The following is a 16,147-nucleotide window of genomic DNA, read 5'->3' on the forward strand; positions in this document are numbered from 1 at the left end:
TTAGTCCTAAATAAATTGGGAGTTACGGACTATAGATATCGTCTTCTATAATGGTTCCGTGTAAGCTTTTGTACTATTCTATCGAAACGAGGAGGAATGGAAATGCGCAGCAAGATGAAACGGGCTGTACTAAGTGCGATTATGCTGCTGTTGGCATGGTCCGGAGCATGGCCGTTGCAGGCGTGGGCTGACGCTACCGCAGACGTATGGACGAAGCGGGCGCCATTGCCGACGGGCAATACTTTAACCGGCGTAGTGTTCGTCGATGGCACTTTTACAGCGGTAGGCGCGAACGGTACTGTTATGACATCCGAAGACGGGATAGACTGGACGTTGCAAACATCCGGTACGACGAGCCATCTGAACGATGTTACCTATGGTGGCAGCACTTATGTAGCGGTAGGGGCGGACGGCAGGATCATTACATCGGGCGATGGGATCAACTGGACAACCCAAAGCTCGGGAACAACCGCCATTCTCAATAAAGTCAGTTATGGCGGAGGTGTATTCGTTGCGGTCGGATACACCGGCATCATAATAACCTCAGATAACGGAGGCGTCACCTGGACGCCGCAAACGTCCGGTACAACGAATACTCTGAATGCCGTCAGCTTCGGCAATAACGTCTTTGTTGCGGTAGGGGATTCGGGCACCGTTCTAAGCTCCGGAGATGGGATTACGTGGTCAACGCGTTCGACTACGATCCTCTCTTTGATAAATGGTGTCAGCTACGGCAACGGAGTTTTTGCCATAGTATCTGGCGGCAAAATTTCGACTTCTCCAGACGGAGTGACCTGGACCGCTCGGACGATACCGACTGATAAATCGTTCAACGGAGGTGTAAGCTTTGCTAACGGCCTCTTCATTGCGCGAGCGTATTCCCTTCTGGGCAACACGAATACCTTGTATACTTCCTCCGATGGAGCGACATGGGTAGCTCGGGATGCAAGCACTACGAACCTTTTACTGAGCAGCAGCTATGGCAATGATACTTATGTCGCCGTAGGGGCAGCCGGCAAAATAATCACTTCAGGCGACGGGATCGCATGGACCACCCGAAGCTCTGCAGTGAATAGTGAAGGAGCTCTTCACGGGATCACTTACGGCAACAACAAATTTGTGGCAACCGGAAATGCGAGCAACATTCTGACTTCCGACGACGGAACGTTTTGGTTAAATCGAGATTTGGTTAATATATCGATGCAAATTAAACGTATCCAATATGGCGCCAACCGATTTGTGGGTGTAGGCGGGGGCGGCTATATAACGACATCTACGGACGGTGTGAGCTGGAGCGCTCAATCCGTTTCCGTCACCACCTCGAATCTGAGCGATATTGCCTTCGGGAGCGGCCGGTTTGTTGCTGTCGGTCAAAGCGGAACCATCATTACTTCCCCGGATGGACTGACATGGACGACCCAAACGTCCGGCACCACCAGTTATTTCATGGAGGTCCACTACGGCAATAATAAATTTGTGGCTGTCGGAACAGGCGGCACGATTGTTACATCATCGGACGGTATAACTTGGAGTAAGCCGGATTCAGGCACTACGCTAGACCTGTATAGCGTTGTGTATGGCAACCAAATTTACGTAGCGGGGGGAAGGCAGGGAGGGATTGTCACCTCCAGCGACGGGACGGTATGGTCGAGCCACTCGATGGGCGTGAATTCCGAAGTAACGGATATCGGCTACGGCAACGGTATTTTTGCAGCGGTAATTGCCAATCGTTCCATATGGTACTCCCTGGACGGAGCTTCCTGGGTGCAGAGCAAAACCATCCCGACATCGGCGCTTCAAGGCATTTACTACTCGAATAATAGCTTTGTAGCGGTCGGGGATAAAGGTCTTATTCTCCAATCCAATTCTTTCCCTCTCTTTAAAGTGTCCTACGACAAAAATGGTGCTACGGGGGGCGACTTGCCGAGTGTCAGCAAGCCGTATTTGCATGGGGATTCGGTAACGGCCCTTTGGAATACAAATATTTTGGTGAAAACCGACTACAAATTCGCAGGTTGGAATACGTCGGCAGACGGAACCGGCACGAATTACGCCACTGGAGCGACCTTCAGCATTGACGGGGAGGATGTGACGCTTTATGCGAAATGGACTTCAGGAAATACGGTAACCTACTACGGAAACGGCAGTTCGGGCGGTACGGCTCCGTCGGACAGCAATTCGTATGAGCAAGGAACGTCGGTTACAGTGGCTGGAAACACAGGCAATCTGCTGAAAACAGGTTACAGATTTGTCGGTTGGAATACGGCAGCTGGAGGAACCGGCACGAACTACGCTGTGGGGGCGACCTTCAGCATGGGTACGGCGAATGTCGATCTTTATGCGAAATGGATCCTCCTGGGTGACGGTAATGGAGATGGCGCTATTACGAATGCGGATGCTCTGCTGCTTACGAAGTACATCAATGGCAAGGTTACGCTGACGGACGACCAGAAGCAGGCGCTGGATATGAACGGCGATAACGTATGGGATCAACTCGATGTGCAGGCGATTCTGGCGATTTGTGCAGGCAAGGGGGCGCCGGCCAATGGGTAAATGGGGCAGCGGCCGTTCCCGAGCGTTTATCAGAATGGTTTCGATCTGGTTGATTATTTGTATGATGATGAGTTCCTTCGCTTCGTTAGCGGGGGCGGACCAGACAACCGGCCCCGTTGAAGTGGGAGTTGCGGAGGGGGCTAAGGGAGACACGGTTCAAGTAGCGGTCTACGTAACGCCGGAAGATATGGTATGGAAGTACGATATCACGATCGAATACGATCCTGCCGTGCTGGAGCTGGTGCTAGGCAACGAGGTAACGGACGAACTGGGTGTGAGCGGACTGGAAACATTTCAATCCAGCATGCCAAGCGCCGGCAAGATCCAAGTAACGGCTGTATTACTGACACATGTGCTACTTGGGAAAGAGAAAGTGTTTACGCTTCACTTCAAAATCAAAAGCGATGCGACGCCAGGGCTGTCGGTCGTGACGGCGGTGACGGGGCAAAGCTTCCTGTACGAGGGCGACGATCCGATTGCCCCTAGCAGTATCGTGGCGGGAGGCGTAACCGTCTCGGCGCCGAGTGCGCCAACGGTGACATTCGATCCTCAAGGCGGCAGCATGGGGACAAGCGTCATCCAAGCGGTTTATGGAGCGACCGTCGATGCCCCTGTCGCCCCGACGAAGAACGGCTACTCGTTCGTCGGCTGGTATAAGGAGGCGGCAGGCACCAATCCGTGGAGCTTTACCGCAGACCTGGTGACAGCCAACATCACTTTGTACGCGAAATGGGCGTTGCACACGGTAGCGATCGGGGCGGGAACCTCAGGTGGTCTGCCGGGAGTTACTGTACAAGTACCCGTCACCGTGACAAGCACGACATACAGTGTCGGTTCTTATCAGATGGAAATCCACTTTGATGCCTCAGCGCTTGAAGTGACGGGCATTTCCGGAGAAGCGGGCGATTATTTCGACTCGAATTTCGACAATGCGAACGGGTGGCTGAGAGCGGCGTGGGCGGACAGCGACGGCGGGGAAACGCCGGTTGCCGCGGGAGACAAGCTGTTCACGATCAGCTTCCTGATCAAACAGACGGCTTCCGCCGGCGACAAAGCGCTGACGATTCCGACACCCGGTAACTTACAGTATTTTTCGGTGACCGATCCGTCCATGGTCGAAATGGATAAATCGTTCACGGACGGGAAAGTGACAGTAGCGCAAACATTCGCGGTAACCTTCGATTCGCAAGGCGGCAATGCGGTATCGGGCGTGAGCGGGTTGACCACAGGCTCGCTCATCCAAACTCCAGCGGCTCCTGCGAAGGACGGTCACTCGTTCGTCGGGTGGTACAAGGAGTCAGCGGGCACCAACCCGTGGAGTTTTGCTACTGACCAAGTGACCGGCAACATAACATTGTACGCGAAATGGGCACTGCACACCGTCGCGATCGGGGCGGGCAGCACGACCGGATTGCCTGGTGCGTCGGTGCAGGTTCCGGTTACCGTAACAAGCACGACCTACAGCGTCGGATCTTACCAAATGGAAATCCATTTTGATGCTGCAGCGCTTGAAGTGACGGGCATCACTGGCAATGCAGGCGATTATTTCGACTCGAATTACGACAATGCGAACGGCTGGCTTAGAGCGGCGTGGGCGGACAGCGACGGTGGTGAAACGCCGCTTGTCGGCGGCGACAAGCTGTTCACGATCGACTTCCTGATCAAATCGACGGCAGCCGCCGGCGACAAGCCGCTTACGATTCCTAATTCCAGTTCTGTGCAGAAATATTCGGTGACTGATCCGTCGATGACCGAAATGGACAAGTCGTTTGCGGACGGAAAAGTGACGGTAGTGCAAGCCTATACGGTAACTTTCGATTCGCAGGGAGGCAGTGAGGTAACGGCTGTCGGAAGTGTGGCAACCGGTTCACTCCTTCATGCACCGACGGCTCCGACTATGAGCGGATATACGTTCGTAGGCTGGTACAAAGAGGAGGCAGGCACCACTCCGTGGAATTTTGCCGTCGATACGGTGACAGCCGACATCACGCTATACGCGAAATGGTCGGAGATCGACAACACGCCGCCGTCGGAACCTGAGAATAACGGCAACACGCCGCCTACATCGCCTCCGGTTAAATCAGGTGTGGATGTACTCGTTAACGGAAAGCCGGAAAGTGCGGGGACGGCAGAAACGAAAGAAGTGAACGGTCAAAAGGTTACGACGATCCTAGTAGATGAAGAGAAGCTGCAGCAGCGTCTTGAAGCGGCAGGTGATCGCGCCACGATCACGATTCCAGTCACCACAAGCAGCGATGTCGTCATCGGCGAGCTGAACGGCCGCATGGTGAAGAGCATGGAGGCGAAGCACGCGGTTGTCGAGATTCGCACGGAGCAGGCAAGTTATACGCTGCCTGCACAGCTGATCGATATCGATGCTGTCTCCGAACGTTTCGGCGTGAGCCTGGAGCTGAAGGATGTCAAGATTCGCATTGAAATTGCCGCACCTTCTACCGAGACCGTAAGCTCCGTTAAGCAAGCGGCTGAAGCGAACGGGCTGGCGATCGTAGTCCCGCCGTTGAACTTCACGGTAACAGCGGTATATGGCGACCGAACCGAAGTGATATCGAAGTTCAATGCCTATGTTGAACGGACGATTGCCATTCCGGACGGAGTCGACCCTAGCCGGATTACGACAGGCGTAGTTATGGAGCCGGATGGCACCGTTCGCCATGTGCCGACTCAAGTGGTACAAATAGACGGCAAATACTATGCGAAGATCAATAGTTTGACCAACAGCACCTACTCGGTCGTATGGCATCCGCTGCAGTTCGGCGATGTGTCGGCGCACTGGGCGAAGGATGCGGTGAACGAAATGGGCTCGCGGTTAGTTGTTGACGGCACGGGCGACGGCAAATTCAGTCCGGATCAAGCCATAACTCGTGCAGAGTTTGCGGCGATCATCGTACGAGGATTAGGATTGCGACTGGAAAGCGGTCCTAGCAAATTCTCGGACGTGGGCGCTTCCGACTGGTACGGCAAGGCGATTTACACCGCATCGGAGTACAGGTTGATCAACGGATTCGAAGACGGCACTTACCGCCCGAACGAGACCATTACTCGCGAGCAAGCTACGGTGATCTTGTCCCGTGCGATGACGATTACGAAGCTTCAAGGTATTACTACTGGGCAGAGCGCAGCCGAGATCGTTGCCTCGTTCGCGGATTTCGACCGGGTGTCCGATTGGGCGCTTGCAGGAATCGCAGACAGTGTCAAGGCCGGTATCATTTCGGGAAGAGACGATTCCCTTCTCGCGCCGGGAGCCCATATGACGAGAGCGGAAGTAGCGACGACGATGCAACGGCTGTTGCAAAAGTCCAATTTGATCAATGTGCGATAAAGAAAAATTAAATTAACTTGAATAGGCCGATTCTTCAGCGAGTCCTGCTGCGGAATCGGTTTTTTGTATTTGGTAGTCCTCTTTCGATCCTCGCTATCTTGTGGTAACCTAGTTCTACTAATCGTTTGAAAGGGGAGCGCCGATGAAACGTTCGTCCGCAGTCCGAACAACGAGACCGCCAAGGCGGTACAGATGGCGAGCGTTCTGGATGCTGCTCAGCCTGATTTATGCGGTGTTTATGTTCAAGCTTCTATTCGTGCGCCCTCATCAGCATTTGCTGGAAGATGCGCCTTACCGATACAACCTGATTCCGTTTCAGACGATTTCCAATTACATTACGAACTATGCCTACTTCAACTTTGAGACTTGGTTTAAAAACTTGTTCGGCAACATCGTGCTGTTCATCCCGATCGGCTGGTTCGTCCCGGTTTGGATACGCGCGACATCCCGCTTTTTTCCTTTTTTCTTCGTGTCGCTAGCGCTGCTGCTCTTAGTGGAGACAGCTCAGTTGGCGACCAAGCTAGGGAGCTTCGACGTAGATGATCTTATACTGAACATGGTCGGAGCGATCATCGGCTTTGTTTGGAGCGCGCAATCTCGCAAACTATGATAGAATAGAAAAAAAGAGAACATACGTTTCGGCAGGAGGTCTTTATGGCCATACGATACATATTGGGAAGGGCGGGGACGGGCAAAACGCGTCGCTGCCTGGACGAGATTCGCGATCGTCTGCTTCAGGCGCCTGAGGGAGATCCGCTTATTCTGCTCGTGCCGGAGCAGGCGACGTTTCAAGCGGAAGCGACGCTGGTCGGGACGCCGGGACTGGACGGGATGATCCGCGCGCAGGTGCTGAGCTTCCACCGTCTGGCGTTCCGCGTTATGCAGGAGACCGGAGGCATGGCACGAATTCATATCGACGACAGCGGCAAAGCGATGCTGCTGCACCGGCTTCTCCAGCAGCACAAGGACGAGCTGCGCCTGTTTGGCCAAACCGCCGACCGGAGGGGCTTTATCGAGCATCTGAACAAGCTGTTCACCGAGTTCCGGCGGTATGGGATCGATGAAGACAAGCTGAACCGGCACGTAAAGAAGCATACGGAGCAGCCGGAGCTTGCAGGCACGACGGCGGACAAGCTGCATGACATCCGTCACATTTATGGCCGATTCCAGGCGTTTATGAACCGCCATTATGTGGATTCCGAAGATTACCTGTCGCTGCTCGCCGAGCAGATTGGCTATACATCCTCGATGGCTCGCGCGGATGTGTGGGTGGATGGCTTCCACGGATTTACGCCGCAAGAGTTCGTAGTACTCGAACGGCTGATGAAGAATTGCCGAAGTGTGACGATCACCTTATGTGTAGATCGAGATTATGGACCGCAAGATAGGCCGGACGAGCTCGATCCGTTCCACCCGACGGCACGCACGCTTATTCGACTCAAGCAAATCGCTGAACAAGTAGGAGCGGAACAGGTAGACGTCCAAGTGTTGGCTCCCGAACCGGCGGTGCGTTATCGCCATAGCCCGATGCTGGCGTATCTGGAAACGAACTTCGGCGATCGAACCGCCACACCGTTCGCGGAACCTGCCGGCCGCTATATCGACATCTCCGTGCAAAGTGCGGTGAACCGGCGAGCGGAGGTGGAAGGACTGGCCCGCGAGATGATCCGCCAAGTCAGGGAGAATGGATACCGGTGGCGCGATATGGCGGTGCTCGTTCGGAACATGGAGCACTACCGCGATTTGCTGGCGGTGACGCTTGAGGATAGCGGCATCCCGTTTTTCTTCGACCAGAAGCGATCGCTGCTGCATCATCCGCTGTCGGAGCTCATCCGCGCTGCCCTGGAGGTCGTGAGCGGCAATTGGCGTCACGACGCGGTCTTCCGCTGCGTCAAGACCGAGCTGCTGCTGCCGCTCATGCGAGCGGGGTCCGCGCCGGAGGACTCACGGTGCTCGCCTCGCGAGCTGCGCGACGGCATGTGCCAGCTGGAAAATATCGTGCTGGCGATGGGGATTCAGGGCGGCTCCCGGTGGAGGGAGCCTCGCCGCTGGGAGCCTGCCCGCCTGCGCATGCAGCTGGAGGACGGCGGCGTCGAGCCGGTCGTGGATCAGCGCTTGACCGAGCTGCTGCACCATTGCCGCCAGCTGGTCGTGTCGCCGCTGTCGGCACTGGAGCAGGCGATGAAAGCGGCGAAATCAGTCGAGGAGATGGCGCAAGCTTTATACATATTCCTGGAACAGCTGCAAGTACCGGCGAAGCTGGAGCGGTTGGCGGAGGGCCACCTGGAAGCGGGGAGGCCGGAAGCGGCACGTGAGCATAGCCAAGTATGGGGCAGCGCGATCGATTTGCTCGACCAGATCGTCGAGATGCTCGGTACGGAGAAGCTGACGCTGCCGATGTTCGCCGAACTGATCGAAACCGGCCTCGACCAGCTCAAGCTGGCGCTCGTGCCGCCGGCGCTTGACCAAGTGCTGATCGGCAGCATGGACCGGACGCGATCAAGCCGCATCAAGCGAGCCTACGTGCTCGGCGCGAACGACGGTGTCTTGCCGGCGAAGCTGAAGGAGGACGGCCTGCTGTCGGAGAACGAGCGCGAGCTGCTCATCGAGGGCGGCATGGAGATGGCCGAAGGCAATCGCCGGAAGCTGCTGGACGAGCAATTTCTCATCTATACGGCACTTACGACGCCAAGCCATCATTTATGGATCAGCTACCCGCTAGCCGACGAAGAGGGGGGAGCGCTGCTCCCGTCAGAGATTGTAAAGCGGGTTCGCCGTTTGTTCCCGAACGCCCTGGAGCAAATGCTGCTCTCGGAGCCCGCTACGGGCGCAGGCGAGGAGGAGACGTCAGGCTTCATCGCTCATCCGGGCAAGGCGTTGTCGATGCTCGCCGTTCAGCTGCGGGAGTGGATCAAAGGGCGAGCGATCCCGGAAATATGGTGGGAAGTCTACAACTGGTTCGCCGGACAGCCGGATTGGCAGCCAAGATTGAGGCAGGCGCTGCATTCGTTGTTCGCTACGAACCGGGAGCCTTCGCTCTCTTCGCCGGTGAGCCGGGCGCTTTATGGCGAGAGGCTGCGGGCTAGCGTCTCGCGGCTGGAGCGGTTCGTCGCCTGCCCGTTTTCCCAATTCGCCTCCCACGGCCTCAAGCTGTCGGAGCGGAGGGTATACAAGCTCGAATCGCCGGATATCGGGCAATTGTTCCATGCCGCGCTCAGCCGGGTCGCCCAGCTGCTGGCGAGCGAGGATACGCCGTGGGGGGCCTTGTCGCATGAGCAGCTGTTCTCGCTGGCCGCGCACGCCGTGGACGAGCTTGCGCCGCGATTGCAAGCCGAAATCTTGCTCAGCTCCAACCGTCACCGGTACGTGGCGCGCAAGCTGAAGATGATCGTAGGGCGCGCCGCAGCCGTGCTGGGCGAGCATGCGAAGCATGGAGCGTTCGAGCCGGTAGGGCTGGAGCTCGGCTTTGGCCCCGGGCAGCCGTTGCCGCCGCTCGAGTTTCGTCTCGATAACGGTTCGGTCATGGAGATGATCGGGAGGATCGACCGCGTGGACCGTGCTGAGGGCGAGCAGGGAATGCTGCTGCGCGTCATCGATTACAAGTCCAGCCCGACCGAGCTCAAGATGAGCGATGTGTATTACGGGTTGTCCTTGCAGATGCTTACCTACCTGGACGTTGTCATTACCCACGCCGAACGGTGGCTGGGCCGCGAGGCGAAGCCGGCGGGCGTGCTGTATTTTCACGTGCACAATCCGATGCTGCAGAAGAAAAACAGGCTGACAATCGAACAGGCGGAGGCCGAGCTGCTCAAACGGTTCAAGATGCGCGGGCTGCTGCTCGAGGAGTTGGACGCCGTGCAGCTGATGGACCGGAGACTGGCCAGCGAGAGCGGCCAATCGACGCTTATCCCGGCCGGGCTCAAGACGGATGGGAGCTTCTACAAAACGTCGGCGGTGGCGAGCATAGGGCAATGGAACAGCCTGAGGAGCTATGTGCGCAGCGTGCTGCAGCAAATCGGCAACCAAATTACGGACGGCCGCGTCGACATCAAGCCGTACAGGCTCGGGCCCAAGCTGGCTTGCACGTTTTGCCCGTACAAGCCGGTCTGCCGCTTCGAGCCGGCCGCAGGAAGCGATACTTACAACCGATTGAAGGTCATCGGCAAGTCCGACGTTTGGCAGGCGATCGAAGCGAAGGAGGCGACGACATGACGACAACAGCGAATAGCCTCGACGCCAAACCGGCGGGAAGCAGTTGGACCGATGAGCAGTGGGAGGCGATCCGGACTCGGGGCGGCAACGTTCTCGTCGCCGCCGCCGCCGGCTCCGGCAAAACCGCAGTGCTCGTCGAGCGGATCATTCGCCGCGTGACGGACGAACAGGAGCCGATCGACGTCGACCGGCTGCTTGTGGCGACGTTCACGAACGCCGCCGCGGGCGAGATGCGGCAGCGCATCCGAGAAGCGCTCGAGAAGGAGCTGCAGCGCAATCCGCATTCGACCCATCTGAAGAAGCAAATATCGCTCATCCATCGCGCTTCGATTACTACGCTGCATTCGTTCTGCCTGGAAATCGTGCATCGGTATTTTGCGCGAGTACAGCTGGACCCTTCGTTCCGAATCGCCAATGAAACCGAGACGGAGCTGATGCGCCAAGATTTGCTGGCGGAGCTGATGGAGGAGGAGTACGGCCACAGCGAGGAGAACGACGCCTTCTGGCAGCTCGTCGACTGGTTCGGCGGGGAGCGGGGCGATGAGGCGCTGTCGGGTTTCATTCAGCAGCTGTACGATTTCTCGCGCAGCCATCCATGGCCGGAGAACTGGCTGAGCGGTGTCGTCGACACCTTCGCGACAGCTGAGCAGGGGGAAGCGGGGAGCAGCGCGGGCGGCTTCGGCGGCTGGCTCAGTAGCCTGCTGCAGGATGCGAGACTGGAGCTGCGGGGCGTCGAGGGGCTGCTGAGCGAAGCCGAGCAACTGGCGGAGAGCCCGGGAGGGCCGACCGCATACATAGCGAATCTGAGAGCGGATCGGGTCGTTGTCGCCGAACTGCTGGAGACGGCTTCCGCGGGCGTTGAAGCTTGGGATTCGTTGTTCGCACTGTTCCAGACCGCAGCGTTCGGCAAGCTGAACGCAAGCCGCAGCGGCGATGTGGACAAGCAGGTGCAGGAGCAGGTCAAGAAGCTGCGGGAGCAAGCGAAGAAGCAGCTGTACGCGCTGCAGGAGGAGCTGTTCCAGCGAACGGCGGACCAATACCGCAGCGAGTTGACCGCCATGGCGCCGATCATGGCCAAGCTGGCCGACATCGTGAACGAGTTCGCCGAACGGTTCCGGGCGATGAAGGCGGAGAAGGGGCTGGTCGATTTCTCCGATCTCGAGCATTATTGCTTGCGCATATTGCGCCATTCCGACTCGACTCCGGCCCATACGCTGCCGTCGGATGCGGCTGACGAATACAGGCAGCAATTCGCCGAGGTGCTGCTGGACGAATACCAGGATACGAATATGGTGCAGGAAGCGATCGTGGAGCTGATGGCGGCGCGAGGCCCAGGCAATCGGTTTATGGTCGGCGACGTCAAGCAGAGCATCTACAGGTTCCGGCTGGCAGAGCCGGGGCTGTTCTTGAACAAGTATGAGGCTTACCGGCATGGCGGCGGAGAGGAAGGGCAGCGGATCGACTTGGCGCGCAACTTTCGCAGCCGCCGCGAGGTCGTCGACGGCGTGAACTTCTTGTTCAAGCAGCTTATGAGCGTCGCGGTGGCGGAGATGGAGTATGACGAAGCAGCCAGGCTCGTATGCGGAGCCGCTTACCCGGACAGTCCGAACGACTGCTCGGTGGAGCTGCTGCTGATCGACAAGGCGGCGCCGGAGCCGGGAGCTTACGAGGCCGGTGAAGGGGAAGAAGAAGGCGAGGATCCGGGTGCCGGGGGGCAAGCGGATAAAGCCGGAGATGCCGAGCAAGAGGAGCAGGCCGAGACGGCCCAGCTCGAAGCGAGGCTCATTGCGGCTACAATTCGCCGACTGCGAGGGGAAACCGGCGAGCCGCCGTTCCAAGTTTACGACCGCGGTGCGGGAGGCTTCCGGGCGATGCAATACCGCGACGTAGTTATCTTGCTTCGCTCACCTTCCGGCTGGTCCTCCACCATGCTGGAGGAGCTGCAGCAGGCCGGCGTGCCCGTCTATGCCCAGCTGAACAGCGGGTATTTCGCCGCGACGGAGGTAGAGACGATTCTCTCCTTACTCCAAGTGATCGACAACCCGTATCAGGACATCCCGCTGGCGGCGGTGCTTCGTTCGCCGATTTTCGCGCTGACGGCCGACGAGCTGGCGCAAGCCAGATTGTTCCGCAAGCACGGACCTTATTACGAGGCGGTAGCCGCTTGCGCGGAAGAGTTGTCGAGCGAGGGCGATAAGGACGAACCGGGGATCGAAAGCGGGATGGAAGAAGCCGGGCAGGGAAAACCGGCTTTTGCCGCCAAGCTGAGCCGGTTCATGCGCCAGACGGAGCGTTGGAGGGCGTCCGCACGGGAAGGCTCGCTAGCCGACCTTATTTGGACGGTTTACCGAGAAACCGGCTATTTCGACTATGTAGGCGGGTTGGCCGGCGGACTGCAGCGGCAGGCGAATTTGCGCGCGCTCTATGATCGGGCCAGACAGTATGAGTCGACTTCTTTCCGCGGGTTGTACCGGTTTCTGCGATTTATCGAGCGCATGCAGGAGAATGGCGGAGATTTGGGCACGGCACGTGCGCTTGGGGAGCAGGAGGACGTAGTCCGCATTATGTCGATCCATAAGAGCAAGGGACTCGAGTTTCCCGTCGTATTCGTAGCAGGTCTAGGCAAAAAGTTCAATCTGATGGATTTGAACGGTTCTTTCTTGATGCACAAGCAGCTAGGGCTCGGCCCGAAATTCGTCGATACGAGTCTAAGAGTCAGCTATCCGACCCTGCCGATGCTGGCGATTCGCAAACGGATGCGGATGGAGATGCTGGCCGAGGAAATGCGGGTGCTCTATGTAGCGTTGACGCGTCCGAAGGAGAAACTGTATTTGCTCGGTACGCTCGCGAATGTGGAGAAGCAGCTGCTCAAATGGAGCGGCATGCTCAGCCATCGCGAATGGGTGCTGCCGGACTATGAGCTGGCGAAGGGCAGATGTTTTCTCGATTGGATAGGGCCTGCTCTGGTTCGCCATCCGCAAGCGACGCCGCTGCGGGAATGGGCGGGGATGGGAGAACCGGTGCCGGAGCCGGACAGCGGAGCAGGTACGTTCAGCATGGAGCTCGAGCCTTCCAAGTGGTCGTTCGGCGTCTTTCGTATGGACGGTTTGCTGCAAGCGGCTGCGGCCGTCGAGGGTAGATTCGCGGATGATCGGATGGAGGCAGTGTCGCAGCTGGAGCCGGCGCCTGCTGTACATTCCGCATTTGCGGAGCGGGTAAAAGAAGCGCTTAATTGGCGCAATCCGCATGCGGAGCTGTCCAAGCTGTTCTCGAAGACGTCGGTGACGGAATTAAAGCGGCTTACGGACAACCGTAAGCAACTGGAGGAAGAAGAGCAGGTACTGTGGCTGCAAGCAGCGGATCCGATGAAGAGTGAAGGCGAGGAAAGGCGGGTAGTACCGTCTGCTCCGCCGATCCCGTACAGACGTCCCAAATTTGTCGAGCAGCGGCGGATGAATGCGGCCGAACGCGGAACGGTTTATCACGCGGTCATGCAGCATGTCGAGCTTGACGCGGGGGTGTCTTTACAGAGGGTTGAAGCTACGATGGATCAAATGGTCGCAAAGCAGCTTCTTACCGCGGAGCAAAGGGCGGAAGCGGACGCGAACGTGATTCATTCGTTCTACGAATCTCCGTTAGGGAGAAGAATGCTGGCATCCGCCCGGGTCGTCCGTGAGGTGCCGTTCAGCTACGGGTTGAAAGCCGGCGATGTGTATCCGAATGCTGAACCGTCGGCGAGGGAGGAGACGATCCTTATTCAAGGGGTCATCGACTGCTTGTTCGAGGAAAACGGCGAGCTCGTGCTTGTGGACTACAAAACGGATCAGACAAACGACGGACGGCTGAACGGACTGGTAGAGCGGTATCGGTTCCAATTGAATCTATATGCAAGAGCGATCGAGCAAATATGGAAGCGTCCCGTGAAGGAGCAGCTGCTTTACTTTTTCGACGGGGCGCATACGATCAGGCTATGAGGGGAGGAGCGCCGCATGCGTGTGCTGCACACGGCGGATTGGCATCTGGGCAAGCTGCTGGAAGGCCGCAGCCGGCTGGAGGAGCAAGCGCGGTTACTGGATGAGCTGGCGCAGCTCGTCAAGGACGAGCGAATCGATCTGGTGCTGCTGGCGGGGGATGTGTACGACTCGGTGAACCCGCCTTCCGCGGCGGAGCTGCTGTTCTACGACGGTATCGCGCGGATTGCGGACGGTGGACGGCTTCCTATCGTGACGATTGCCGGCAACCATGACAATCCCGAGCGGTTGGCCGCGTCGGGGCCGCTGGCGGAGCGGCAGGGCATTACTTTGATCGGGCTGCCTTCCTCGGATCCTGTGACGGTCGATGTGGCTCGTACGGGGGAGCGAGCCGTTATCGCGGCGCTTCCGTACCCGTCCGAGTCGAGGCTGCGCGAGCTGTTGACGGAGGCTTTCGACGAAGAGACGCTGCGCGGCGCTTATTCAGAGCGGGTGGCGGGACTTATGAAGCATTTAAGCCGCGGGTTCCGCGCCGATACAATCAATTTAGCGATGAGCCATCTGTATGTGCTCGGCGGCTACGAGTCGGATTCCGAACGGCCGATCCAAGTCGGCGGCGCTTATACGGTAGACCCGAGCGTTTTTGCTTGCGGGGCGCAGTATACGGCGCTTGGCCATCTGCATCGGCCGCAGGAAGTGAAAGGACCGGGTCGGATTCGCTATTGCGGCTCGCCGCTCGCCTACAGTTTTTCTGAGGCCGGCCAAGCCAAATCGGTCACTGTGCTTGAGCTTGCCCCGGGAGCGGAAGCGCCTGTAGGTCAGCAGGAGCTGTTTCTTTCTGCCGGACGACCGCTTGTCCGTTGGCAGGCTAAGGCGGGGCTCGAGGAAGTTCATCGCTGGATCGACGAAGGGCGGGATGCGAACGCCTGGATCGAGCTGGACATCCATCTGACGGAATCGATGGGGATGGAACAGATCGGCCAATTGCGGAAGCGGCATGCCGGCATCGTGACGATTCGTCCCGTGTATCGGGTTTCGGCAGGGGAGGATGAACCGACCGGAGCGGCTGCCGAGAGGGAAGGGCTGCCTGTGGACGAGCTGTTTCGCCGTTTCTACACCCGCCAGACCGGGGGGGCCCAAGCCGAGCCGGAGCTTGTGCAGCTGTTCATGGAGCTGCTGCTTGAGGGCGGGGAACCGGCGGACGAGGAGAGGGGGAAGGCGGGATGAGGCCGATCCGATTGACGATTGCCGGCTTGCAGAGCTACCGGGATAAGCAGGATATCGATTTCACCCGCCTGTGCGACGCCGGCGTGTTCGGCATTTTCGGGCCGACCGGCAGCGGCAAATCGACGATTCTGGACGCGATGACGCTGGCACTGTACGGCGTGGTCGAGAGGGCGAGCAACGGCACGCAAGGGATACTGAATCATGCGGAGATGACGTTATCCGTCTCCTTCACATTCGAGCTCGCGAGTTCCAAGGGACGAGAGAGATACCGAGTGGACCGGCAATACAAACGCAGCGGCGAGAACTCGCTGTTGCAGACGCTTAGCCGGTTTGTTCAGCTAGGGGCTGGCGACGAGGCGGCGGTGGCAGGTTTGACGGCGGTGGAATCCGTCGTGCTCGCCGATAAGAGCAAGGATGTGACGCGTGCCGTACAGGAGACGCTGGGGCTGTCGATGCATGACTTCACGCGTGCGGTCGTGCTGCCGCAGGGCAAGTTCGCGGAGTTCCTGTCGCTGGGGGACAGCGACCGCCGCCAAATGCTGCAGCGGCTGTTCTCTCTGGAGGCGTACGGCAGCCAGCTGAACGCCAAGCTGTCGACGCGTTACAAGGAAGCCGACGTGGCGCTCAAGCAGGTGACGGCGGAGCAAACCGGCCTAGGCGACGCGTCGGCGGAGGCGCTGCAGGCGGCGACGGCCCGGCAGCACGCGGCGCAGCTGACGGCGCGGGCGCAGCGCGAGCAGCTGCAGGCGCACGAGGCGCGCGCGACGGAGCTGAAGCGTCGCCGCGACGTGCAGCGCGAGCGCGACCGCGTCGCCGCCGAGCAGGCGCAGTTGGCCGCGCGCGA

At 58.5% G+C, this 16,147-nt stretch carries 7 protein-coding genes; all 7 read left to right on the top strand.

The genetic code is table 11. From position 1 onward, the window contains the following. Positions 1-102: 102 nt before the first annotated feature. Positions 103-2,553 carry a DUF6242 domain-containing protein gene (locus PKO02S_RS04065; RefSeq protein ID WP_164821278.1) on the top strand — a complete coding sequence of 817 codons (2,451 nt, stop codon included), beginning with the start codon at positions 103-105 and terminating at the stop codon, positions 2,551-2,553. Further along, positions 2,546-5,893: an InlB B-repeat-containing protein gene (locus PKO02S_RS04070; RefSeq protein WP_164821279.1), complete on the top strand. Its 3,348-nt coding sequence runs from the start codon at positions 2,546-2,548 to the stop codon at positions 5,891-5,893. Before PKO02S_RS04065 ends, PKO02S_RS04070 begins: the two co-directional genes overlap by 8 nt. A gap of 142 nt (positions 5,894-6,035) precedes the next feature. Beyond that, positions 6,036-6,503: a VanZ family protein gene (locus PKO02S_RS04075; protein WP_127579812.1), complete on the top strand. Its 468-nt coding sequence runs from the start codon at positions 6,036-6,038 to the stop codon at positions 6,501-6,503. A 44-nt stretch (positions 6,504-6,547) separates the two neighbouring features. After that, the gene (gene addB / locus PKO02S_RS04080; protein WP_127579813.1) at positions 6,548-10,105 is read left to right on the top strand and encodes a helicase-exonuclease AddAB subunit AddB; all 3,558 of its coding nucleotides are present in this window, start codon (positions 6,548-6,550) and stop codon (positions 10,103-10,105) included. Beyond that, a complete protein-coding gene (gene addA, locus PKO02S_RS04085; protein ID WP_127579814.1) occupies positions 10,102-14,079 on the top strand; it encodes a helicase-exonuclease AddAB subunit AddA in 3,978 nt (1,325 codons plus the stop codon). The genes addB and addA overlap by 4 nt, the downstream gene beginning before the upstream one ends. Before the next feature lie 15 nt (positions 14,080-14,094). Then, the gene (locus tag PKO02S_RS04090) at positions 14,095-15,303 is read left to right on the top strand and encodes an exonuclease SbcCD subunit D (RefSeq protein WP_127579815.1); all 1,209 of its coding nucleotides are present in this window, start codon (positions 14,095-14,097) and stop codon (positions 15,301-15,303) included. After that, positions 15,300-16,147, top strand: an 848-nt coding sequence (locus tag PKO02S_RS04095) for an AAA family ATPase (protein WP_164821280.1), incomplete at its 3' end; no start/stop codon positions are given. The genes PKO02S_RS04090 and PKO02S_RS04095, both read left to right, overlap by 4 nt.

This window comes from Paenibacillus koleovorans NBRC 103111 (assembly GCF_004000845.1).
GTDB classification, from domain to species: Bacteria; Bacillota; Bacilli; order Paenibacillales; family NBRC-103111; genus Paenibacillus_AA; species Paenibacillus_AA koleovorans.

What these genes read in the sequence shown, in the direction of transcription:
- PKO02S_RS04070 (WP_164821279.1), top strand. Translation starts at nt 2,546, where the DNA reads ATGGGTAAATGGGGCAGCGGCCGTTCCCGAGCGTTTATCAGAATGGTT.
- PKO02S_RS04090 (WP_127579815.1), top strand. Translation starts at nt 14,095, where the DNA reads ATGCGTGTGCTGCACACGGCGGATTGGCATCTGGGCAAGCTGCTGGAA.
- addA (WP_127579814.1), top strand. Translation starts at nt 10,102, where the DNA reads ATGACGACAACAGCGAATAGCCTCGACGCCAAACCGGCGGGAAGCAGT.
- PKO02S_RS04075 (WP_127579812.1), top strand. Translation starts at nt 6,036, where the DNA reads ATGAAACGTTCGTCCGCAGTCCGAACAACGAGACCGCCAAGGCGGTAC.
- PKO02S_RS04065 (WP_164821278.1), top strand. Translation starts at nt 103, where the DNA reads ATGCGCAGCAAGATGAAACGGGCTGTACTAAGTGCGATTATGCTGCTG.
- addB (WP_127579813.1), top strand. Translation starts at nt 6,548, where the DNA reads ATGGCCATACGATACATATTGGGAAGGGCGGGGACGGGCAAAACGCGT.